General features: G+C 69.9%; 23 protein-coding genes and 1 pseudogene. 13 read left to right on the plus strand and 11 right to left on the minus strand.

The features are described 5' to 3' along the window. Window positions 1-15: 15 nt before the first annotated feature. The gene (locus ACZ64A_RS27735; RefSeq protein WP_469814112.1) at window positions 16-564 is read left to right on the plus strand and encodes a GNAT family N-acetyltransferase; all 549 of its coding nucleotides are present in this window, start codon (window positions 16-18) and stop codon (window positions 562-564) included. Between the two features lie 123 nt (window positions 565-687). Here the strand turns inward: ACZ64A_RS27735 and ACZ64A_RS27740 are convergent, their stop codons facing one another. Further along, complete coding sequence (locus ACZ64A_RS27740) at window positions 688-1,851, minus strand: serine hydrolase domain-containing protein (protein ID WP_469814114.1); 1,164 nt, start codon at window positions 1,849-1,851, stop codon at window positions 688-690. Between the two features lie 262 nt (window positions 1,852-2,113). Here ACZ64A_RS27740 and ACZ64A_RS27745 point away from each other — a divergent pair, with 262 nt between their 5' ends. Together ACZ64A_RS27745 and ACZ64A_RS27750 are read left to right on the plus strand one after the other, a co-directional pair. After that, window positions 2,114-2,980, plus strand: coding sequence for an SDR family oxidoreductase (locus ACZ64A_RS27745; protein WP_469814116.1), 867 nt, complete (start codon window positions 2,114-2,116; stop codon window positions 2,978-2,980). 315 nt (window positions 2,981-3,295) lie between these two features. After that, window positions 3,296-3,478: a hypothetical protein gene (locus tag ACZ64A_RS27750; protein WP_469814118.1), complete on the plus strand. Its 183-nt coding sequence runs from the start codon at window positions 3,296-3,298 to the stop codon at window positions 3,476-3,478. A gap of 136 nt (window positions 3,479-3,614) precedes the next feature. Here ACZ64A_RS27750 and ACZ64A_RS27755 read toward each other — a convergent pair whose 3' ends face one another. Beyond that, window positions 3,615-4,355, minus strand: coding sequence for an SDR family NAD(P)-dependent oxidoreductase (locus ACZ64A_RS27755; RefSeq protein ID WP_469814120.1), 741 nt, complete (start codon window positions 4,353-4,355; stop codon window positions 3,615-3,617). A gap of 214 nt (window positions 4,356-4,569) precedes the next feature. Here ACZ64A_RS27755 and mscL point away from each other — a divergent pair, with 214 nt between their 5' ends. Beyond that, a complete protein-coding gene (gene mscL, locus ACZ64A_RS27760) occupies window positions 4,570-5,013 on the plus strand; it encodes a large conductance mechanosensitive channel protein MscL (RefSeq protein WP_469814122.1) in 444 nt (147 codons plus the stop codon). A gap of 14 nt (window positions 5,014-5,027) precedes the next feature. Here mscL and ACZ64A_RS27765 read toward each other — a convergent pair. From ACZ64A_RS27765 to ACZ64A_RS27780, 4 genes and pseudogenes are all read right to left on the minus strand, one after another. Continuing rightward, window positions 5,028-5,494: pseudogene (locus ACZ64A_RS27765) on the minus strand (transposase family protein); the annotation flags it as partial. A gap of 32 nt (window positions 5,495-5,526) precedes the next feature. Beyond that, a complete protein-coding gene (locus tag ACZ64A_RS27770; protein ID WP_469814124.1) occupies window positions 5,527-5,700 on the minus strand; it encodes a hypothetical protein in 174 nt (57 codons plus the stop codon). A 191-nt stretch (window positions 5,701-5,891) separates the two neighbouring features. Beyond that, window positions 5,892-6,587 (minus strand): response regulator, encoded by a 696-nt coding sequence (locus ACZ64A_RS27775; protein WP_469814126.1) that lies wholly within the window; start codon window positions 6,585-6,587, stop codon window positions 5,892-5,894. Further along, window positions 6,584-7,801 (minus strand): sensor histidine kinase, encoded by a 1,218-nt coding sequence (locus ACZ64A_RS27780; protein WP_469814128.1) that lies wholly within the window; start codon window positions 7,799-7,801, stop codon window positions 6,584-6,586. The genes ACZ64A_RS27775 and ACZ64A_RS27780 overlap by 4 nt, the downstream gene beginning before the upstream one ends. Before the next feature lie 131 nt (window positions 7,802-7,932). On the opposite strand from ACZ64A_RS27780, the gene ACZ64A_RS27785 reads away from it, so the two are divergent. The 3 genes from ACZ64A_RS27785 to ACZ64A_RS27795 all read left to right on the plus strand — a co-directional run bounded on the left by ACZ64A_RS27785 (window position 7,933) and on the right by ACZ64A_RS27795 (window position 11,174). Further along, window positions 7,933-8,262, plus strand: a complete 330-nt coding sequence (locus ACZ64A_RS27785; RefSeq protein WP_469814130.1) for a hypothetical protein — start codon at window positions 7,933-7,935, stop codon at window positions 8,260-8,262. Beyond that, on the plus strand, window positions 8,259-8,996 hold the full coding sequence (locus tag ACZ64A_RS27790; RefSeq protein ID WP_469814132.1) for a hypothetical protein: 738 nt from the start codon (window positions 8,259-8,261) through the stop codon (window positions 8,994-8,996). Before ACZ64A_RS27785 ends, ACZ64A_RS27790 begins: the two co-directional genes overlap by 4 nt. A gap of 288 nt (window positions 8,997-9,284) precedes the next feature. Beyond that, window positions 9,285-11,174: an ABC transporter ATP-binding protein gene (locus tag ACZ64A_RS27795; protein ID WP_469814134.1), complete on the plus strand. Its 1,890-nt coding sequence runs from the start codon at window positions 9,285-9,287 to the stop codon at window positions 11,172-11,174. A 95-nt stretch (window positions 11,175-11,269) separates the two neighbouring features. Here ACZ64A_RS27795 and ACZ64A_RS27800 read toward each other — a convergent pair whose 3' ends face one another. Continuing rightward, window positions 11,270-12,106 (minus strand): helix-turn-helix domain-containing protein, encoded by an 837-nt coding sequence (locus ACZ64A_RS27800; RefSeq protein ID WP_469814136.1) that lies wholly within the window; start codon window positions 12,104-12,106, stop codon window positions 11,270-11,272. Window positions 12,107-12,433: 327 nt separating this feature from the next. Between ACZ64A_RS27800 and ACZ64A_RS27805 the strand changes: the two genes are divergently transcribed. Beyond that, window positions 12,434-13,603: an MFS transporter gene (locus ACZ64A_RS27805; RefSeq protein WP_469814138.1), complete on the plus strand. Its 1,170-nt coding sequence runs from the start codon at window positions 12,434-12,436 to the stop codon at window positions 13,601-13,603. 148 nt (window positions 13,604-13,751) lie between these two features. Here ACZ64A_RS27805 and ACZ64A_RS27810 read toward each other — a convergent pair whose 3' ends face one another. Beyond that, complete coding sequence (locus ACZ64A_RS27810) at window positions 13,752-14,318, minus strand: hypothetical protein (RefSeq protein ID WP_469814140.1); 567 nt, start codon at window positions 14,316-14,318, stop codon at window positions 13,752-13,754. A gap of 681 nt (window positions 14,319-14,999) precedes the next feature. Here ACZ64A_RS27810 and ACZ64A_RS27815 point away from each other — a divergent pair. Continuing rightward, the gene (locus tag ACZ64A_RS27815; protein ID WP_469814141.1) at window positions 15,000-15,698 is read left to right on the plus strand and encodes a hypothetical protein; all 699 of its coding nucleotides are present in this window, start codon (window positions 15,000-15,002) and stop codon (window positions 15,696-15,698) included. 245 nt (window positions 15,699-15,943) lie between these two features. Here ACZ64A_RS27815 and ACZ64A_RS27820 read toward each other — a convergent pair whose 3' ends face one another. Next, a complete protein-coding gene (locus ACZ64A_RS27820) occupies window positions 15,944-16,393 on the minus strand; it encodes an Lrp/AsnC family transcriptional regulator (RefSeq protein ID WP_469814143.1) in 450 nt (149 codons plus the stop codon). A 93-nt stretch (window positions 16,394-16,486) separates the two neighbouring features. Between ACZ64A_RS27820 and ACZ64A_RS27825 the strand changes: the two genes are divergently transcribed. After that, window positions 16,487-17,299 carry an LLM class flavin-dependent oxidoreductase gene (locus ACZ64A_RS27825; RefSeq protein ID WP_469814144.1) on the plus strand — a complete coding sequence of 271 codons (813 nt, stop codon included), beginning with the start codon at window positions 16,487-16,489 and terminating at the stop codon, window positions 17,297-17,299. Next, the gene (locus ACZ64A_RS27830) at window positions 17,296-17,736 is read left to right on the plus strand and encodes a nucleoside deaminase (RefSeq protein WP_469814146.1); all 441 of its coding nucleotides are present in this window, start codon (window positions 17,296-17,298) and stop codon (window positions 17,734-17,736) included. The genes ACZ64A_RS27825 and ACZ64A_RS27830 overlap by 4 nt, the downstream gene beginning before the upstream one ends. 242 nt (window positions 17,737-17,978) lie before the next feature. Here the strand turns inward: ACZ64A_RS27830 and ACZ64A_RS27835 are convergent, their stop codons facing one another. Then, window positions 17,979-18,815, minus strand: coding sequence for an MBL fold metallo-hydrolase (locus tag ACZ64A_RS27835; protein ID WP_469814148.1), 837 nt, complete (start codon window positions 18,813-18,815; stop codon window positions 17,979-17,981). 246 nt (window positions 18,816-19,061) lie between these two features. On the opposite strand from ACZ64A_RS27835, the gene ACZ64A_RS27840 reads away from it, so the two are divergent. Both ACZ64A_RS27840 and ACZ64A_RS27845 read left to right on the plus strand, forming a co-directional pair. Then, window positions 19,062-19,220, plus strand: a complete 159-nt coding sequence (locus tag ACZ64A_RS27840; RefSeq protein ID WP_469814150.1) for a hypothetical protein — start codon at window positions 19,062-19,064, stop codon at window positions 19,218-19,220. Window positions 19,221-19,538: 318 nt separating this feature from the next. Next, entirely contained in the window at window positions 19,539-19,724 is a 186-nt protein-coding gene (locus tag ACZ64A_RS27845; protein WP_469814152.1) for a hypothetical protein, read from the plus strand. Between the two features lie 175 nt (window positions 19,725-19,899). Here ACZ64A_RS27845 and ACZ64A_RS27850 read toward each other — a convergent pair whose 3' ends face one another. After that, window positions 19,900-20,472 (minus strand): helix-turn-helix domain-containing protein, encoded by a 573-nt coding sequence (locus ACZ64A_RS27850; protein ID WP_469814153.1) that lies wholly within the window; start codon window positions 20,470-20,472, stop codon window positions 19,900-19,902. Between the last annotated feature and the right edge of the window lie 69 nt (window positions 20,473-20,541).

Below are 20,541 nucleotides of genomic sequence, written 5' to 3' on the forward strand. Positions count from 1 at the left end.
CCTTACCCTCCGGTGATGGATCTTCGCGAAGAACTTCCCAGCGACAAAGAGTCTGTACGGGACATCCACCTGCGGGCGTTCGGCGACCACGGCCTTGTCGTGGCCGACCTGGTCGACACCCTGCGGGGCACGATCACGTCCGCGGACGGTCTTTCACTGGTCGCTGAGCTCGACGGGCGGATCGCCGGGCACATCATGTTCACCCGCAGTCTTCTCGATGCCCCTCGGCGACTGGTTGAGGTGCAGGTGCTCAGCCCGTTGGCCGTCCTGCCCGAGCATCACCAGCGCGGTATCGGCTCGGCCCTGGTCCGAAACGGGCTGAAGATCCTCGCGGAGCGGGCCGTCCCCCTCGTCTTCCTGGAGGGCGACCCGGGCTACTACTCCCGCTTCGGCTTTGCGCCCGGTGGCGGCCAGGGCTTCCGAAAGCCGTCCCTGCGTATTCCGGACGGCGCATTCCAGGCTCTCAGGCTCCCGGCGTACGAGCCATGGATGACAGGGACACTGGTCTACGCAGAGCCGTTCTGGCTGCACGACGCAGTCGGCCTCCGCGACCCCAGCGCATAGTGCCGCGAGAATCTCTGCCCCTGCCGTGACGGGGCCCCGTGCGGTCGCTGGTCCAGATCGAAACGGGCCCGGCCCCTGTCTTCGGCGTGATGAGCTGCCACCACCGGCGTTCGCCTCCAGGGCTCAGGCGTCCGCCGCGTACCGCCAGAAGTCCCTGATCACGGGTGCGGGCACGGGACCCATCGCTGCCACCTGAGTCAGCAGGATGGTGACCGTACCCGTGGCCGGGATGACGTGCGCCGCTGTGCCCGTGCCGCCGACCCAGCCGTAACGGCCGGGCACGTTCCACGGGTTGATCCGGTCGATGTCGACCGAGCCGCCGAAGCCCCAGCCCTGGCCCTCCAGGAACAGCCGCCCGATGTCGCGCTGCGCCGGAGTCGTGTGGTCGGTGGTCATCATGCGCACGGAGTCGGCCGACAGCACCCGGCGGCCGTCGGCCGCCACCCCGCCGGCCAGCAGCATCCGGCAGAAGGCCAGCCAGTCGTCGGCGGTCGAGGCCAGCCCGCCGTTGCCGAGCGGTAGCGCGGGCAGGCTGCTCCACTCGCCGTCCGGGCCGTCGGCGAGCTCCAGGCTGCCGTCGTCACCTGGCCTGTAGAAGCTGGTGAACCGGGCCCGCTTGGCGGCCGGCACCTCGAAACCCGTGTCCACCATGCCCAGCGGCCCGAAGATCCGCTCCGCCAGGAACTCCGGCAGCGGCTGTCCGGTGACCCGCGAAATCAGTACCCCCTGCAGGACGGAGCAGGTGTCGTACAACCACGCGGCACCCGGTTGGTACAGCAGCGGGATGCGGCCGAGCGCCGCCATCCACTCGTCGGCCGGCGGGAAGTTGCTCGGCACCCGGCCGTCCTTTTGCACCGTGAACAACTCCTGCACCGCCGGCAGGGTGAAGTCGGACGGGAATCCGTACCCGGCCTGGGAGGCCAGCACGTCGAATACGGTGATGGTCCGGTCGGCCGGCACCACGTCGTCCACCGGGCTCGCCGGTGTGCGGACGACCACCGGCTTCCCCAGCTCCGGCAGCCACATCCCGACCGGGTCGTCCAGTGCGATCCTTCCCTCCTCCACGAGGATCAGCAGTGCGGCGGCGGTGACGGACTTCGTGATCGAGGCGACCCGGAAGATGGAGTCCCTCGCCATAGGGGCGCCGCCGCCGACGCCTTGAGCGCCCACGTCCTGCGCGCCGACGGCCACCACCTCGACCTGGTCGCCCCGGGCCACCAGGCCGACCGCGCCCGGCAGCGTACCGGCACGGACGTGGGCTTCGAGCAGGTCGTGCAGGGTCGTCATGAGGCCGCCTTCCAGAAGATTGCTGTCGAAAGACAGACTCCCGCACGCGCCGGAAATCATCGACGCCGACGGATCCGGCGGCATCACCCGTTCCTGCGCCTGCGCCTGGGCGGCGCGTATGTCAAGGCACGCGGGACCCTCCGATGAGGTTGGATGCGCGCCGCTTGTGCTTCCGCGCGCCCCTCCTGGCCGGAGCACGAAGCTGCCACCATCGCCCTGCGCGGCTTACGGCCGCGGCCACGGACACGGCGACGGGGGACGCATGACGCGGCGATGGCTGGTGACGGGGTGCTCTTCAGGACTCGGGCGGGCGCTGGCAGGCGCCGCCGCCCAGGCCGGCGAACTGGTGGTCGCCACCGCCCGCAGGCCCGCCACCATGAATGACCTGGCTGACCGGTACCCGGACCGGGTGTCGACGGTGGCTCTGGACGTGCGCGACGCCGAGCAGTGCGAAGCGGCGGTCGCTCACGCGGTCGATCGCTTCGGCGGCGTCGATGTTCTGGTGAACAACGCCGGGTCAGGGCTGTTCGGTGCGGTCGAAGAGGTGTCCGACGACGAACTACGAGCGCAGCTCGAAGTGTTGACCGTGGCGCCGTGGCGACTCACCCGCCTGGTGCTTCCCCTGATGCGCCGTCAGGGATTCGGGCACGTCGTCAACGTCTCCTCGATCGCCGGACGGATGGGGCTGCCGGGCCTGTCCGCCTATGTGACGGGCAAGTACGCACTGGAGGGAATGAGTCAGGCTCTGGCGGCGGAAGTCGCGCCCTTCGGCATCCGGGTGCACGCGGTCGAACCCGGCGGTTTCGCCACCCACTACGGCACCTCGCTGGCCGAGGCCGCCGGCCGCATCCAGGCCTACGCGCAGAGCACGGGAGACGTCGAGGCAGGCCTGCGGGGCATGCCCGGCAACCCCGGGCTGAGCCGGCCCGAGGTCTTCGCCCACCACGTCCTGCGTCTGGTGGCGTCGCCCACGGCACCACTGCGCGTACCGATCGGCGCCGACGCCTACGACTTCCTGGAGGCGGTCGAGGCTGCGGGCCGTGCCGAGTTGGCGGCCGCGCACGCCTTCGTCCACGACCCCGCCGAGCGCGCGGGAGAAGACGCGGCACCCGCGACGCCCACCGTGTGACAACGGTTGCCCGTGGTGAACCGCGCCTGTCGTCCTATCTGCCGGACGAGAGCGCGCTGTCCCTCACCCTGCGCCCGCCCGGCCAGCGGACGAGCCGGCCACCAGCTCGCCCGCCCGGTCGGCGGACGAGCCGGCCACCAGCTGCCGGTCTGCCCGAGCGCCGAGCCTCCTTGCGGTGGGGTGCTGCCGACTCGGAGCCGGGTCGGCCACGTAGTACAGGCGCTGACCCAGTGGACGGCCGCGGACCGCCCCAGTGCCCCTGAACCGGCTGCTCCCGAGGGGACGTAATCTGAGCGGTGAGGCGGAGGGCGGCGTATGGCGGACGCGGCGGCGGATCGAGGGACGGTGCTGGTCGTCGATGACGACGCGGCGATCCGGCGGTCCCTGGAGCGCGGTCTCAGGCTGAGCGGGTTCGCGGTGCGCAGTGCCGCCGACGAGCCGCAGGCTCTCGCGCCGATCGCGGACACGGAGAGGGCAGGTCCCGGCCCTCTTCCCTGAGCCGGGTGACCCTCAAGCCGCGGCCGAGTCCGCGACCGCCGCGGCCGACCGCGACGCGACGACCGCCGCAGACCGCTGACGACACGGCTGCCGCCGTCCACGCATCGAACGACGCGTCAGCCGCCCTGTCCACGGTTCAGACGACGTGGCGGCCGCCGTCCACGGTGAGGATGTCGCCGGTGGTGTACGCGGCCTTCGTCAGGTACTGGACGGCCTCGGCCACGTCCTCGGGGGAACCGACGCGGCGCAGGGGCGTGTTGGCGGTGATCCAGTCGCGGGAGTTCTCCCACGCCTCCTCGGCCTCGTCGTACCACGGCGTGTCGATGAGGCCGGGGGCGACCGCGTTGACGCGGATGCGGGGGCCGAGCTGCGTGGCGAGCAGGCGGGTGAGGTGGTTGAGGGCGGCCTTGCTGACGGCGTAGGGGATCGAGCTGCCCAGGGCGCGGGTGGCGGAGACCGAGGAGATGTTGACGATCACGGCATCGTCCGACTGCTGGAGGTGGGGCACGGCAGCGGTGGTCAACTGCCAGACGCCGAAGAGGTTGACGTCGAAGATCTCACGCCATGCGGTGACGTCGGCGGTCTGGAGGTCGCCGAGCGGGATGAAGCGGGTGGCGCCGGCGTTGTTGACGAGGATGTCCAGGCCCCCGTAGGCGTCCACGGCGGTGTCGACGATCCGCCGGGCGTCCGAGGCGTCGGCGACATCCCCCTGCACGTAGACGGCGTCCGGGAGTTCGGCCGCGAGTTCCTTGCCGGCGGCGACACTGCGCGCCGAGTTGACGACGATCCGCATGCCCTCGGCGGCCAGCCGTCGGGCCACGGCGGCTCCGATCCCGGACGACGAACCGGTGATGAGGGCCACCCGACGCTCACTCATGCCCACTCCTTGCGAGATTGATCGCTGACGCGATGGAGGCGCAGATCCTAATCTACCGGCAGGCGGAATATGTATTCCGCTATATGAAATTTACATGTGGGGAAGCCCGGGCTGGTGCTGCCGTCCACCAGGCATGGGTGACTGATGGAAGGGCATCCGGGCTGAGGAACGGGGGCGCTGCCCGTCGATGTCATGGGCCTGGAAGGGGTGAAAGATGAAGGGCTTTCGCAGCTTCATCCTGCGCGGCAACGTGGTCGACCTGGCGGTCGGCATCGTCATCGGAGCGGCGTTCACCGCCGTCGTCAACGGATTCGTCAGCGCCTTCTTGACCCCGCTCGTGGGACTCGCCACCGGTGCCACCGGCGACATGGCCCGCAAGACCTTCACCGTAGGCGCCACCAGGTTCCCCTACGGCGCCTTCATCAACGCGGCGATCAGCTTCGTCCTCCTCGCCGGCGCCCTGTACTTCCTCGTCGTACTCCCGATCAACAAGCTGCACGAGCGCCTCGCTCCCCACCACGACGTCCAAGCCCCCAAGCGGGACTGCCCCGAGTGCCTCAGCCCCGTCCCGGCCCAGGCCCGACGCTGCGCCTCCTGCACCGTCGCCCTGCCCGCGGTACCCGCTCAGACCGGAGAGACGACTCAACGGGCCGGATGACCGGCCCCTGATCGATCGTTGCGATCCCCGGCGAGCGGTCGACCGACCACGACGATCAGTCGGGTGTCGGCGTCGATGACGACCTGGTGGTTCGTGGAGTACCGGTAGTTCTTCGACCGCTCGGCGAGGGTGTGGTCCCGGGTGGGGACCAGAGTGCCGTCCACGACGAGCACGGTGTCCCTGGCGAACCGCTTGCGGGGCCGGAGCGCCGGCATCGGCCCGAGGTGGTCGATGGTCCGGTCCGCCGCCGGCTTGGACACCCCGAACAGCGGGGCACTTTGCCGCATTGTCAGGTTCGTGCGCCAGTAGGCCGCGACCAGCAGGGCCCGGTCCTCCAGTGGACATTCCACGGCCGGCCCTTGCGGACCAAGTCCGCGCCCTCGTGCCGAAGGGCCGTCAGCAGCTTCCCGAAGGCACGCGGGCTCCGCCCGGTGAACGGGGCTGTCCAGGACGGCTCTGACCCCGTGATCACACCAGCCACATCGAGACCATCGCATTGGCTGAAGCTGGACCTCAGAAGCTGCGGATGATGAACCAGGCAGCGACCCCCAGCACCGCCAGGACCCCGCCGATCCTGATGGTGCGGCCAACACCCTCGTGCACGTTGTCGGCTACTACGTTGCCGACGAGGCCGACGAGTGGCGCTCCAAAGATGATCAAAAAGATGCCGATAGCGTGGTTCATCATGGCCCTGCCCCCCCCCAAGAGGATCACTCTTGCAGTGACCCTGGAGCCAGATCGTAAATCTGTCCCGCCCGGCTGTGGAAGCCAAGATCGTTGGCAGACCGGCCGCGGTTTGAGGTGCGATGCATAGCAAGAGGTGGGCAGCCCTCATGACGGCCACAGCTGGGCAGCCCACGGACGTTACGGGACAGCCCTCAGGAGTTCTGCTGTGCCTGGAAGACCATGAGAGCCAGCTGGACCCGGTTGTCCAAGCCGGTCTTGGTGAGCGCGCGGGAGATGTGCGTCTTGACTGTGCCTTCGCTCATGAAGAGTGCCTTCGCGATGGTCGCGTTGGAAGCACCCTCGGCGACAGCCTCGGCGACCGCGCGTTCTCGATCGGTGAGCGCCTCCAATGCCCGCCGGGCTTTGGCGGTGGTGGAGTTGTCGGCCGCGCGAGTGTGGCGTGCCACGAGCTGGCGGGTGATCGTTGCTGAGAACGCGGATTCCCCCGATGCGGCAAGGTGAATCGCGTGGCAGAGCTCTTGCGGCGCGACGTCTTTGAGCAGATATCCACTCGCTCCGGCCTGCAATGCGTCGAGGACGTGCGTGTCCAGGTGGAAGGTGGTCAGCATCAGCACCGCGACCGACGGCACCGCCGCACGGACACGGCGGGTGGCCTCGACGCCGTTCATCTCCGGCATCTGCAGGTCCATCAGCACGACATCGGGACAGTGCCGCGCCGCCGCGACGACGGCCTCGGCTCCGCCGGATGCCTCGGCGACGATGGTGATGGTGGGGTCCACCGACAGGACCATCGACAGCCCGGCGCGGACCATCGCGTCGTCGTCGACGATGAGCACCGACGTGGGTACGCCGCCGGGGGTGCTGCTGGAAGGGGGAGAGCTGGTCATCGCAGGGGCACTCGCGCAGACAGTCGGAACTCGTGGGTGTTCTCACCGCGGTCGACGACCTCGTGTTCGACGACGCCTCCCACGGTGGCGATCCGTTCGACGAGACCGCTCAGCCCGGCGCCGGTTCCGGGCAACGCCGACTCGGTTTCTTCGATCGGGTTGGTGATCGTGACGAGGGCATCACCGCCCTCGCGGCGAACACTCACCGTGACCAGTGCGCCAGGGGCGTGCTTGCGCGCGTTGGTCAGCCCCTCTTGCACGACGCGGTAGACGTGCTCGGCGTTCGGGGGTCCCTGCGGCGCGGCTGTGCTGCCGGTATTGCCGCTGTTGCCGCCGTTGTCGGGCAGATCAAGGCGCGCGACGATCAACTGACCGGCCTGTCTGGCTTCGTCGATCAATCCCGCAACGGTGTGCCCGTGCTCGGAGCCTTGCGGTGTCACGACGGTGCCGTCGCGCAGTATGCCGATCACAGTGCGCAGCTCGTCGAGTGCACTGATCGCGGTCGTGCGAATCGTCGCGGCTGTTGTGCCGACATTCTTGGCGTTGTCCCCGGCGACCGCGAGCCCGCCGGCGTACAGCGCGATCAGCGAGATGTAGTGCGCGACCGAGTCGTGCATGTCCCGGGCGATTCTGGCGCGTTCGGCCATCTGGATCTGTTCCGCACGCTGCTCTCGCTCGCGCTCGATACGGGCCGCTCTGTCCCGGTAGACCGCGACCAGGTCCTGCTGCTTCTGCTGCAGTGCGCCCCAGGCCACGACGGCGAGTGCGATCGCGGTGTTGACCACCACGGTCAGACTCAGCGCCGAGTTGGCCGGATACAGCAGCCAGAAGACCAGGGCGCCGGCGATATCGGACAGCGCCACGACGAACGCCGGTTCCATACGCCGGCTGCGTGCCACGGCGAACAGAGCCACATAGTTGGCCACACCGGCGGTGGCGCAGAAGGCTCCGGCGACCGCCAGTACCAGACCGACCACGACCGGAGCACGGTAACGGACCAGCAGCACGAGACTCGCGACGGCGCCCACGCAGATGTCGAGGACGCGCCACCCTCCACCCGGGCGTTGCTCGAGGACCAGGAACAGCATGGCGAGCCCACCGGCGAACGAGGAGAGAACCAGCAACGCCGAACGGCCGCGCTCGATCCACGGCCCTCGACGCACCGGTATCTCGTCGTTGCGGCCGCCGGCGACGGCGAGGGGAGGAGACGACACCGGACCACCCTAGACCGCCGGCCTCGACGAAGCAGTCAACGAAAGTCGTAGAACTTGTCGGCCGTTCGTGGACTCGATCGGTCCCGATCGGAAGACGTCCGGCGCATCGGCCGGCCGACATGGTTGAGGACATGAACACCACACGTCCTCGCCGATACCTGATCACGCTGCTCGGGCTGGACCCGACCGATCAGCGCTCCACCACCCGGATCCGCTTCGCCGTCACCACGACGGCCGCCTTCGCGACCGCCGTGCAGATCATCGCCTGGCTGCTGATGGGCATCTTCCGCACGCATCTCGACGGCCCCTGGTGGCTGTGGACGCCCGGCAGCGGCCTCCTCCTCAACGCTGCGCTGCTGTCCGTGGACCACGTCCGCGCCCAGTGGTCACGCGCCGGTTCATCGCACAGTCACCAGACCGGAAACCTCCGTACCGACGACGTCACCCGGGAGTCACTGTGACCACGCCATCGACCACGCGGAACCCGTCCGCCTCGTCTCGTCCCGCAGCCTGCGCATCGGACCTGCCCACCACCACGTTCGCCGGCCGGGCGGGTATGGCAGTGGGTGCCCTCTCGGTGCCGATGGTGGCCTTGTACTTCGTCTACTCGGGACCGCCCCCGCAGTGGAACGTCCTGACGCGTAGCCTGCTGACGCTGGTGATCATGGCTGTGCTGACGGCGTTCGGGGTCGCTCTGGCACGCCTGCTTCCCAGGGACGACACGGGCCGACGCACCATCGCCGGTCAGCTCACCATCGTGTCGCTGCTCACCTACGTCACAGTGATCCTCTTCGCCACCTCGCTCGAGGCCGGTACTCCCTTGGCGTTCCCGGATCGGGGGATGGACCCGACCACGGACGGCCCTCTGGCGGCCGCCATGGCACTGGCTCATGGTCCGATCGCACACCTGTGGATCGCGATGTTCTTCCTCGGGTTCGCGCGTGCCGCGCAGCAGTTCGTGACGGCCGCGTCGCCGATGGTGCCACGGTGGACCGTGCGCGGTGCCCTCGTCGTCGGAGTCATCAACCTGCTGGCCGTCCCGTCGCTCTACTTCGGTATGGACGCCACCCACTTCTACGCCATCAACGGGTGGGGTGCTGATGCCGTCGTCGGTCTGATCACTCTGGTCTGGGTCGGCTTCATCGGTCTGGGCATCCACCGAGCTCGCAAGAACCGGGCAGGAATGCCCACTTGACGGGCTGAACTCCGCCTGGTCCGACCGCCTGCGGGGAAGGGTGGTGCGGTGCCGGTCCAGCACCGCCCACCGCACCAGCCGGATCGCGACACCGCCCGGCGAGGGCCGGCGTTTCGGCCAACCGCCGAGCGGTGGAGGTCCGTTGTCCGTCGCGGGTCGATGCATCCCCCACGCTCCGACACGCCCCGTGGTTGGGGAGTCGGGAGCCGACCGAAATACATGTGTTCGATATCCGGGTCGGGTCGTTGAGCTGCGTGACCACGGCGGACGACGACGAGGGAGACCACCTTGACCTCGGCAGACACCAGCACGCAGCAGAACACGGCCCCACCACCACCGCCTCCGGCGGAGATCACCTACAGCGGCCAGTACTCCGTGAACCCCCTCGCCCAGGTCGGCTTCCGGCGGATGGGGGCGCAGATCCCGGCCGTGCTGGCCCGGATCGTCCGGCTGTCGTGGCGTACCGACCGGCGGGCGGTTCAACTCCTGTTCGGCTGCCAGCTCGTCACCGGCATCTCGGCCGCCGTGGTGCTGGCCGCCACCGCTCGCGCGATGCAGCCGGTCCTCGGCGGCGGCTCACCCGGACAGAGGCTCCGCGACGCCTTGCCGGCCCTCCTGCTCGTCGGGCTCGCCGCCGCCACGAGCCGTACCGCGGGGTCGGTGGCCGCGTACGCCGAACGGAGGATCACCCCGCAGCTGATCACACGGACGGACACCGCACTGGTGCAGGCGGTCTGCGGGGTGGAAGCGGCCGCGTACACGGAGGACGGGTTCTCGGACCGGTACGAGGCCGCCGAGATGGGAGTGATCCGCACCCAGGTCATGGTCAGCGACGCGCAGCGGTTCCTGGCCGCGCTGATCCGCATGGTCACGGCCGGCGGTGTGCTGTCGGTGCTGAACCTGCTGATGCTGCCGCTGCTGCTGCTCGCCGTGCTGCCGGCCGGTGTCGGCGCGGTCCTGACCGCCCGGGTCGACTACGAGATCCACTACGCCAACATCGCCGACCGCAACGTCAGGGGAATGATGCGCTGGTGGGCGACCACGTCGAAGTACGCCGACGAGGTCCGCGCCAACTCGATGACCGACTACCTCGTCTACTGGTACCGGGCCCTGTCCGAGCGCTGCGACCGGCGCACCCTGGCCGCCGCACCGCGCACCCTGCGGATCGCCCTGCTCTCCGCTCTGGCGGGCGGCGCGTTCCTCGTCGTGGCGTGGGGTGCCCTCGCATGGCTGGCGGTGACCGGCCGGATCGACCTGGCCGTCGCCGCGACGGCCGTGATCGCCGTCCAGACCACGCTCGCGGCGCTCTCCCAGGTCGTCGTCAACGGTGCCGCCGTCTTTCACACCAGCCTGTATTTGGGCGACATGCAGGCCTTCCTCGACGACGCCGCCGCCCGCGCACCCCGGCGCGGGCCGGGCCGGCTCACCGCTCCGGTGGAGGAGATCCGGCTGGAGGACGTCGTCTACCGGTACCCGGGCAAGGACAAGCCGGCCGTCGACCACGTGTCCCTGACCCTGAGGCGTGGCCAGATCCTCGCCGTCGTCGGCGCGAACGGCTCGGGCAAGTCCACCCTCACGCGGCTGGTCACCGGCATCTACCTTCCCGACAAGGGCACCGTCACCTGGAACGGCACCGACCTCGCGGAGCTCGATCCGGTATCCGTCTGGCGCCGTACCGGTCTTGTGCCGCAGATCTTCGCCCAGTGGCCCTTGAGGGTCCGGGAGAACATCACCCTCGGCCAGCCCCGCACCCGGGACGACCTACCCGTGTGGGAAGCCGTCGACGTCGTCGGTCTCCGGGAGGCCGTCGAGGACCTTCCCCGCGGCCTGGACACGCTGCTGTCCCGCGAGGTCTTCGGCGGGTCCGAGCTGTCCGGCGGCCAATGGCAGCGCATCGCCTGCTCCAGGGCTCTGTACCGGCGGCCCGAGCTGCTCATCCTTGACGAGCCCACCTCCCAGATGGATCCGCGCGGTGAGCACCGTATCTTCGAACAGATCAGATCCATCGCCGCCGACCGCATCACCATCGTGATCACCCACCGTCTGGAGAACACCAGGGTCGCCGATCACGTCGTCGTCATGGAGCACGGCCGCATCACCGAGCAGGGCCACTACGACGACCTCGTCCACGCCGGCGGCACGTTCGCCGAGCTCCTCGCACTCTCCCAAGACCGCTGACACCAGCCGGGGTTTCGACTCCCTCGACCGGCGGGGTGCCGCGGCGACGGTGAGCCCCGCGGGTCCGTGTCCCGGAAACGTCCGGGCCCGCGGGCTCACTCGCCTGCCTGCAGACGGCGCAGCGCGTCCTCGGAGTCCTGGTCGTCGGGCAGGTAGGCCAGGAGGTGATGGCCGGGCTCGTCCACGGCGGCCAGTTTCACGTACCGCAGGCGCAGTTCGCCCACGGCCGGATGCCGGAAACGACGGACCGAGGGCTCGAACCCGGCTGTCTCCCGGCGCTCGTACCACCGGGCCGCGTCACCGTCCGACAGCAGTGCGCCGATGAGTTCGGCGAACCGCGGATCCTTCGGCCGGCGAGCGGCCCGTGACCGGAACTGGCCGAGCAGAGCGCGGGCCTCATGCTCCCAGTCGGGGAGCAGGGTGCGCGCCGGCGGCCAGCGGAACACCAGCCAGAGGAGATTGCGCTGCTTGGGGTGCAGCCGCGCCGGATCGGTCAGCAGGGCGGCGTACGCGGCGTTCCAGGCCAGCAGGTCCCAGTGCGGGTCGAGGACGACGGCCGGGTGGGGTGCCATGGCCTGCACCAGACTGAGCAGGTTGCGTGACACCCAGGTGGGAGCGTCGGCGGGCGGCCTGCTCTCCTCCACGAACGACATCACGTGCGCGGTTTCGGCGGCGTCCAGCCGCAGCGCCCGCGACACCGCGCGCAGCACCTGTTCCGAGGTACGCACCCGGCCCTGTTCCAACCACGTGTACCAGGAGACGCTGATGCCGGCGAGTTCCGCGACCTCGGCCCGCCGCAGCCCCGGCGTCCGGCGGCCCGGGGCTTCCCGCAGGCCCACATCTCTCGGTTTCAGCCGTTCACGGCGGGACCGCAGGAAGGCCCCCAGTTCACGTCGGGGGGACTCGCCCGAGGGCGTCGAGAGCGCGCTCACCGTCCACCGCGCCGGCGACCGGCCGCGGCCGGCGGCGCTGCACCGTGCTCCGCAAGGGGCGAGGTGCGGGTCTCCCGGGGCGACGGCCCGCCGCGCGTCATCGTGCCCCTCCTTTGGACAGCGGGCGTCCGCACGAACGCGGCCGCTCTCTGCTGATGCTGCCGTCACCAGGCGCGATGCCGAACCGGCAGCCTGTGAGTGATGGTAATAGCCAGCGGTCTCCATACCGCGGGGCCCGGTGCTGAACTGGTGGAAGACCGCGTCCCCGAGGAGCGGTTCCCTGTCACCCGTTCTCGTCGAACCCTCCAGGAAGGGAGCGTCCAGCCCGTGACCACCACCGCGTCGGCACCGGTGGCGACCTTGCCCGCGTCCTCTCTGCGCCTGCTGCGCACCGCTGGATTCGTCAGCAACTTCGACCGCTTCTGCATCGCGCCCATGCTGGTTCTCATCGGCCCGCAACTCGGAGCCCCGCTTCCCACCGTGGTGCTGGCAGCGAGTGGCTACTACCTCGCCTACGGGCTGATGCAGCCGGTGTGGGGAGTGGCCGGCGACCGCTGGGGCCGCGTTCGGGTGATGCGGGTGTCGCTGGCGGGCGCGGCACTGGCCGCCTCTGCCTCGGCCCTCGCTCCCGACGCCCCCGTGCTGATCGTGGCCCGCGCCCTGGCCGGGGCGTTCTTCGCCGCCTCCATCGCCGCCTCGTTGACGTACGTGGGCGACACGGTGCCCGCCGCGACCCGGCAACGCCCCCTCAGCGAGCTGATGACCGCGTTCGCGCTCGGCACCGCCGTGGCCACCCTCGTCGCCGGAGCGCTGGCGCATTACCTCACCTGGCGGCTGGTGTTCGCGCTGCCCGGCGTCCTCGCCGCCTGCCTGTCGGTGGCCCTGCGCCGTCTGCCCGAGCCCGAGCGGGCCCGCTCCGGATCACTGCTGGCACCCTTCCGCACGGTCCTGTCCTCGCGATGGCAGTGGTACGTCATGGGCGTGGCGATGCTGGAGGGAGCGGTGCTCCTCGGCTTCCTGACCTATCTGGCCCCGGCCCTTCAGGCGCACGGAGTTCCCATCACCTTGGCCGGCGCGGTCGCGGCCCTGTACGGGGTCGGATCCATGGCCGCCGCGCAGGTGGTCAAACGGCTCGTCGGACAGTGGTCCCCGGTGCGCCTGATCGTGGCCGGCGGGGTACAAATGGCTCTCGCGTACCTGCTCGCCGGCTACAGCCAGGCCACCGGGGCGCTCGTCGTGGTCGCCCTGCTCCTCGGGGGCGGCTGGTCCTTCATGCATTCCACGATCCAGTCGTGGGCGACGGCCCTGTCCCCGACGGCCCGCGCAACGGGCGTGGCCATGTTCGGCGTTGCCCTCTACGTGGGCAGCGCCGCGGCCACCGGACTGGCGGCCCCCACCGCTCAAACGCACGGTTACCGCCCACTGTTCTGGCTGGCGGCGCTCCTGACCGTGCCCCTGACAGCGGCCGCGGCGGCGGGCCGGGCACGCTACCGCTGAGATCTGCTCCGCGTACGTGCCCGCGCAGGCCCCGGGCCCGCAATCCGGGCGCAGCCGCAGGACACCGGCGTTTGGACGATAAGCGGTCGGCCGTCGACCCAGGGGCCGACGGCCGGGAAGGTTGGTTCGTCACCAACTGCAGGACCCTTCAGGAGCCGGTCAGCTGGGATGCCGAGGGCACCTTGTCCTTGACTTCGGCGCCGGCTTTCTTCCCGGCGTCCTTCACTTTGTTGATGACGTCGTTGTAGCTGTTGACGGTGTCGTCGGTGGACTGGCCCTTGCGGAGCTTGGAGGGCAGGCTCTTCAGCGACTCGATGCCCGCGATGAGTGGGGCCAGGGCTTTCGACAGCAGGGGGTCGGCCTTGGCGTTGCGGACGGCTGCCTTGAGTCGGTTGTAGGCGAATGCGCCGGCGACAGCGGCTTTGACGAGCGCCAGCTTGCGGCCGTGCGCGCCCTTCTTGAACTTGCCCGCCTTGTAGGGTTTGACGATCCACTGGTAGGTCGCGCCGGCGGCGAGGGCAGCGTCCGCCACGAAACGCGTCTTGGCGAACTTGCGTTTCTCCGCGGATGTGCTAGGGCTGGGTGTGGGATCAGCGACCGCGACAGTCGTGGTCTGCTGCCCCATGTGCTGCGGAGCGGCGTACGCCGTCGATCCGGCCAGCAGGGCGCAACACAGGGTGAGCGCCACGGCCAGATGCCTGATCGGTAGCGGCATGGGTCTTCTCCCCACGATTGAGGACACAGCCCACTCCGACGGCCATGGTCAGCGCCGGAGCGGATCGCTCCCCATCAGGCTCACCCGCCCATTCGGAGTACGCCACTCGGCCGAGCAAACCGCACGCCCGACCGCCCCTCCTCAGAGTTCGTAACCCGATCACGAACAGGCTCTCGTCACAACAGTGCGTTACGCCGCCAAGCCAACCGGAGTCGGGTACCGGGGCTCAGGGCCTCGGGGCTGCGACGAGGGCGAGGTCCGGGTTACGCCGTTGACGTTGGCCGCGCGCGTGGTGATGTCGAGCGGGGTGCCGCGGCCATTGCCGGTCAGGTGGTGTTCGCTGCCCGCATTCCGCCGGTCGACCGGCGATGGACCGGTGCCGGCTCCCCCTTCGCGCGGACGTGGGAACCATCGACGCATGCTCTGGACCGGTCCAGCTCGCCGGCCGCATGCAGCCTGGCGAGCAGGATCCGGTGCAGTCGGCCGAACACTCCGGACTGCCGTTGCAGTCCGGATCGATCGCCGCCAGGGCCACCGTCTGCTCGGCGTGACCGGCGCTCGGTAACAAGTAGTCGACAACTCGATACCCTGAGTTGACCTGACCACGGCGAATGGGAAGATCACGGCTGTCCTGTTCGTCGCCGCAACTGCCGGCCACGTACACGCACACTCGGGGGAACGATGACCACGCGCACCCATGCGCTGTCCGCGGTCGCGGTGCTGGCCGCGGTGCTTCTGCTCGCCGGATGCAGCAAGGACGTGCCCGCCCTGGAGTTCGGCTCCGCGAAGCCGTCGGGGAATCGGCTCGCCGCGCAGCCGCCGTCGGGTCACTCGCTGCCGCTGGCCCAGTGGCCGCACGGCTGCGAGGTCCTGAGCGACGCCGAGATCGAGGCGATTCTGCCGCAGGCCGACGGCATCAAGCGGCAGCCGGTCAAGGTCAGCGTCATCAACTTCGACCCGCTGTCCCAGGCCGAGCCGGGCACGACCGGCGATGTGCCCGACGGCGGCTGCAAGTTCGGCTTCGGCCTGCCCGACACATACGACAGCGACGCCAACAGCAGCATATCGGTCACCTTCACGGCCGTCGCCGATCCCGGGCTCGTCGCGAAGAACTACGCCGAGGACCTGGCCGACGCGCGCAAGGACGCGATCAAGTACCACAAGAAGTTCCAGGACCTCGGCGCCTTGCTCGGCCCGCAGGGCTGTTACGCCGGCAACCTCGCCGAGGGTGACCTGACCTGCTATCAGGGCCCGTACGAGTTCGCGGTGAGCGGCACCTCGACGGCCGGCGGCGTGGGGGAGTACCCGAAGGCGGACCAGAACTGGAGCGAGAAGGTACTGCGCCAGGTCGTCCGCACCCTCAGCGCGCGCATGCCTTGATGGCGGCGCATGGCGCCGTGTGTGCGTTCTCATCGGTGCCGGGTGGAGGGTGCGCCATGACCCTGCGAAGCCACAGATGGTTCTTGCAGGCCGCATGCTCGACGCACTGTCAGTCGACAATCGGCCGCGGCTCCAGTGGCGCGGCCAGCGCCCACGACGAAACCCATCGCGCGGCGGCACGGAGCACCGGGTGCAGGGGTCCGGACGACTGCCGGTGCAGCCCTGGACGGATGGCGGGTCGGTGGTCAGTTCGGGGGGACCGGGCCGCGGTAGGGGAGGGTCTGGCTGTAGACGACGCTCGTGGTGGTGCTGCCGAAGCCGGCGAGTTCGTCCATGAGGGTCTCCAGGTGTTGCATGGAGGTCGCGGCCACCTTGAGGGTGTAGCAGTCGTTGCCGGTGGTGCGCAGGCACTCCAGAATCTCGCGGCGTTCAGCCAGGAGGCGGCGCAGGGGTTGGTGGCGGTTGCCGGGATACTTGAGGCTGACGACGGCGAGGACTGGGTAGCCGACCTTGGCCAGGTCGATCTCGGCTCGGTAGCCCGTGATGACGCCCAGGGCCTCCAGATTGCGGACGCGTTCGGTGGTGGCCGACGGGCTGAGGTTCACGCGGCGGCCCAGCTCACTGAGGGAGATGCGGGCCTCCCGTTGCAGCTGTTCGATGATCGCCCAGTCGACGTGGTCAAGGTTCCCGGCCATTCGGCGAAAGTACCAGCAAAATCACGGAGAAGCAGCAGCTACGCAGCGAGGTTTCGGTTCTCTGCGTCATGATCGCAGGGATAGCCTCGAGTCATGCAACTGGGCGTCAATGTACCGAATTTCGGCGTGGGCACCGATCCCGGCATCCTGCGTGAATGGGCGCGGCTCGCCGAGGGGCTCGGCTTGGGCGTCCTCATGGTGTCGGACCATGTGGCGGTCACCCCCGACGTGGCCGAGCGGTACCCGGAGCCGTTCTACGAGCCGTTCACCACTCTGTCGTGGCTCGCCGGTCTCACCACCACGGTGCGGCTGGGTACGACCGTGCTCGTCCTGCCCTACCGGCATCCCCTGCTGGTGGCCCGCATGGCTGCCAACCTCCATCAGCTGAGTGACGGTCGCTTCGTCCTCGGCGTGGGCGTGGGCTGGGCCCGGCAGGAATTCGAGGCGCTGGACGTGCCGTTCACGGCGCGTGGCCGGCTGACGGACGAATGTCTTGGCGTCCTTCGGGAGGCCAGAGACGCGGGGCGGCAGGAGGGCGACGTTCCTGTCTGGATCGGCGGCCACAGTGAGGCGGCTTTGCGGCGCGCCGTGAGATTCGGTGACGCCTGGCACCCGCTGCGGCTGCCCCTCGCCCACATGCGCGCGGCCTTGCGGCGGCACGCACTGCCGGCATTCGCGCCCCGCATCGCCCTGCGCGTCACCGGCGCACCGGTCGACGCCTCCGACCGGCCCGCCGGCGTCGGCACCGTCGAACAGATCCTCGACGACCTTGACCAGTTGCGCCTGTTGGGCGCGGACACCGTCGTACTGGACCCCTACCACGGGGACCCGGAAGAAACACGTCGGCCCGCTGCGGCATGGCGGGCGCTCACCACCGTCGCCACTCACTGGAGGACTCGATCATGATCACCTCGGCCGACGAGGCCTTTCTGCGGCGTGCCATCGCCATCGCCGCCCACGCGGTCACCCGGGGCGACGCGCCGTACGGATCCCTCCTGGCCGGGCCGGACGGCACCGTGCTCGCGGAGGCCCACAACACGGTCCGGCGGGACAACGACATCACGGCACACCCCGAACTCAAGCTCGCCCGCTGGGCGGCCCGCGGACTCGACCCGGACATCGCTGCCCGTACCACCCTGTACACCAGTTGCCAGCCGTGCGGCATGTGCGACGGCGGCATCATCCGCTCCGGCATCGGTCGGGTCGTCTACGCCCTGTCGACCGAGCAGCTCGTCGCGATCCACCCGCCATCGGGCGCCTGGCCGACGGTGCCGCACGACGGTCCGGCCCTCCACCAGGAGGCGCGTGACCCCGTAGCGGCCTATTACCGGCCCACCCGATGACCCGTCAGGAGCTGGGGACTCCTGAGCGTGGTGTAGCGGCTGGTGCCGGCCTTGCGGAACTGGAGCTGGACCGGCCGGCCGGCGCATCCCTGGTACTTCAGGGTCTCCCAGTTCGCCCGGCTGAGCGTCCCGGTGACGGTCGGCTTCCCGCCCCTGCGCCCGGGTTCGGGCGTGGCGTCCGCGGTCGGTGTCCTGGCACGTTGGCCGAGTAGCGGGCCATGAGGGTCCAGGCGGCGCGGAAGTCAGCCCGGGATGCCGGGCGCCGGCTGGTGCCCGCCGCCGCTGGGCTCGAACCCTGCAAGCATCTGCTCGAGCGCCAGCTGGTCCGGCCCCACGAACGCCGATTCCCCGGCTGCCGAGCCGAGCGTGTCGATCATCGACGTGGTGATCCCCGGAGCAGGTGGCAGATGCGTGGAGAGGATGAGCTCCGGCTCCCTGTCCCGCAGCGGCTGGAAGGTGCCGAGAAACTTCTCGACATCCACGTTGTGCACCCATGGGCTGTCGACCGTGGCCCACAGCAGCTGCGCCGCCCGCAACTCCTCCGCGCCGACCGCAGCGACGTCATCGGCGTGTGCCAGTTCGACACTGGGCATCGGCCCACCGAAGCAGTCGGAGCTGAAACAGACCCCCGACCGGTCGTCGAAGAGGCCGACCGTGGCCGGGTTGTCGAACAGCGGCGGCCTGAACGCCGTGAGCGCGCGGTCGCCGACATTCAGGGTCTGCCCGGGATTGATCAAATACAGGCGATCAAGCGGCAGCGGCCGCTCACAGGACATCAATCCGGCGGACAGGAACGTGGTCACGACACGCGCCTTGGGTGCCGCGGCCAGCAGATCGAATATCCCACCCGTGTGATCACGATCCGGGTGCGTCAGCCAGATCCATCGCACATCAGCGGGATCCAGCACGGAACCAAGCACCTCCAGGAAGTTCCTGTCGGGAAGCCCGAGTCCGGTGTCGATGACGACGGGCTGCGAGGCGAGCACTACGAAGGCGTTCACTGGAAGGTGCCCGATACCCGGCACCTCAATGCTGTCATTCAGAACGCTGATGTCCGGGCGGACCTTGTGAACCGGCATGTCGCATCTCCATACCCCCCGATATGGTGATCTCGCCGCGGCCTGCTCGTCCATCATCTGCCTCTTCTTTTGGCCTCGCACCTCAGCCACGGCAGGCTCCGCCGGTAGCCGCTGCCTTCCGCGAGGAGGGAGAGTACGGAAGCGAGCGCGTCGCCGGCCCGAGGCCGCTCCGGACCATCCACGCCGGATGGGGTGGCGCAATGGGCCGGCCCACGGGTTCAGCGACGCCCGCCACCCGCCACCGGGTTGGTTCACCCGGCCGAGCTCAAGAGCGCCTATGCCGGGTGCCTGGAGATCAACGGCTGGCAGACCGGCACGTGGGGCACGGGAGGCCAGCTCTGGAGCTGCAACGGCGGCGACAACCAACGCTGGGCCTTCGCACGCGACTTCATCTACGCCCACTGACGGGCACCGACCCGTGGCGCGCTCCGACCACTGACGCGCCCCACGGGCGCCGGCCACCGGCGCTCCCCGCCGGAGCCGGAGCGGGAGCCGGACTCGCTCGCGAACGCGGACCGGCCCGCCCCGGGGTCATCGGGAGCGGGCCGGTCACGGGCATCACCGGATCGGCGCGCGGTCGCCGCCGTGTCGGTGTTCAGCGCCGTCGTGCACCACAAGGCCCTGGCCACCCGCTATGACAAACGCGCCCGCCACTGCCGAGCCATGGTCACCCTCGCCTGCCTACGACTCCGGCTGCCCTGACTTGCGGACACCCTCTCGGCCGTGATTCTCGTCGCCCTGACCGGCCGCGGTGCCGCGACAGCCGTCCTCCGGTATCGCGAACGGCAGGTCACCGCCGTCGCCGAACAGGAGCCGACGAGCCCGGTGCGGGCGCATCCGGCCTTCCTGGGCATTACGGCATCCAGCGGTGTGATCGCGGGCCTCGCCGCGCACCTGCCGGCGTCGTAGCCGTAGCCGTAGCCGTAGCCGTAGCCGTAGCCGGAGCCGGAGCCGGAGCCGGAGCCGGAGCCGGAGCCGGAGCCGTGGCCGTGACCGGCCGGCCGAGCGGGCCGCGACGCCGGCAGCCGGCAGCCGGGCCCCCGCGGGCCGGCCGAGTCGCCGAGCTGGTGCCGGTCACCCCGGTTCACCGGCCCAGAGCGACCACGAGGAGCGTGCGGGCCGTTGTGGTGCCGACCAGGCGGCAACGGTGCGGCACGTCCCCGCGATGGTGGGCGCTCTGCCCCGCGCGCAGCCGGATCGGGTCCTGCCCCCGCAGTTCGAGGTCGACCTCGCCCTCGAGGACGTAGATGAAGTCCTCCCCGGTGTGAGTGAACCAGTCGCGCTCGCCCTGTCCGGGCACGAAGTGCTGCTCGTAGGCCTCCATGACGTCGCTCTGCCCGCCCGGGATCAGCACGTGGGCGAACTGTCCGGTGCCCTCGGTCACCCGGATGACCTGCGGGTCTTCTTCGTGTGCCACCGCGTCGGGACTGTCGGCGGGGCGCAGGAAGATGCCCGGGGGCAGGCCCAGTGCGTCGGCGATCTTGTAGATGGACGAGAGGCTCGGGGTCGTCAGGCCGCGCTCCAGCTGGCTGAGGAACGGCTGCGACAGGCCTGAGCGGGTGGCGAGTTCGGCCATCGGGACGCCGAGGCGTCGTCGGTGGCCCCGGATCACGGATCCGACAGCCAGGGCCTCGGGAGAAGGTTCGGGTCGGCGCACGCGATCGACGGTAACGCAGCGGGGGCGGGCCGTGGGGAAGGCCGGGGGAGCGGGGGCAGGGTGCCGGAA

It is taken from the genome of Streptomyces sp. NPDC104814, assembly GCF_055583185.1.

Bases quoted from the DNA above. Each gene is read 5' to 3' on its own strand.
- ACZ64A_RS27735 (WP_469814112.1), top strand. From the start codon at position 16: ATGGATCTTCGCGAAGAACTTCCCAGCGACAAAGAGTCTGTACGGGAC.
- ACZ64A_RS27740 (WP_469814114.1), bottom strand. From the start codon at position 1,851: ATGACGACCCTGCACGACCTGCTCGAAGCCCACGTCCGTGCCGGTACG.
- ACZ64A_RS27745 (WP_469814116.1), top strand. From the start codon at position 2,114: ATGACGCGGCGATGGCTGGTGACGGGGTGCTCTTCAGGACTCGGGCGG.
- ACZ64A_RS27750 (WP_469814118.1), top strand. From the start codon at position 3,296: ATGGCGGACGCGGCGGCGGATCGAGGGACGGTGCTGGTCGTCGATGAC.
- ACZ64A_RS27755 (WP_469814120.1), bottom strand. From the start codon at position 4,355: ATGAGTGAGCGTCGGGTGGCCCTCATCACCGGTTCGTCGTCCGGGATC.
- mscL (WP_469814122.1), top strand. From the start codon at position 4,570: ATGAAGGGCTTTCGCAGCTTCATCCTGCGCGGCAACGTGGTCGACCTG.
- ACZ64A_RS27770 (WP_469814124.1), bottom strand. From the start codon at position 5,700: ATGATGAACCACGCTATCGGCATCTTTTTGATCATCTTTGGAGCGCCA.
- ACZ64A_RS27775 (WP_469814126.1), bottom strand. From the start codon at position 6,587: ATGACCAGCTCTCCCCCTTCCAGCAGCACCCCCGGCGGCGTACCCACG.
- ACZ64A_RS27785 (WP_469814130.1), top strand. From the start codon at position 7,933: ATGAACACCACACGTCCTCGCCGATACCTGATCACGCTGCTCGGGCTG.
- ACZ64A_RS27810 (WP_469814140.1), bottom strand. From the start codon at position 14,318: ATGCCGCTACCGATCAGGCATCTGGCCGTGGCGCTCACCCTGTGTTGC.
- ACZ64A_RS27815 (WP_469814141.1), top strand. From the start codon at position 15,000: ATGACCACGCGCACCCATGCGCTGTCCGCGGTCGCGGTGCTGGCCGCG.
- ACZ64A_RS27820 (WP_469814143.1), bottom strand. From the start codon at position 16,393: ATGGCCGGGAACCTTGACCACGTCGACTGGGCGATCATCGAACAGCTG.
- ACZ64A_RS27825 (WP_469814144.1), top strand. From the start codon at position 16,487: ATGCAACTGGGCGTCAATGTACCGAATTTCGGCGTGGGCACCGATCCC.
- ACZ64A_RS27830 (WP_469814146.1), top strand. From the start codon at position 17,296: ATGATCACCTCGGCCGACGAGGCCTTTCTGCGGCGTGCCATCGCCATC.
- ACZ64A_RS27835 (WP_469814148.1), bottom strand. From the start codon at position 18,815: ATGCCGGTTCACAAGGTCCGCCCGGACATCAGCGTTCTGAATGACAGC.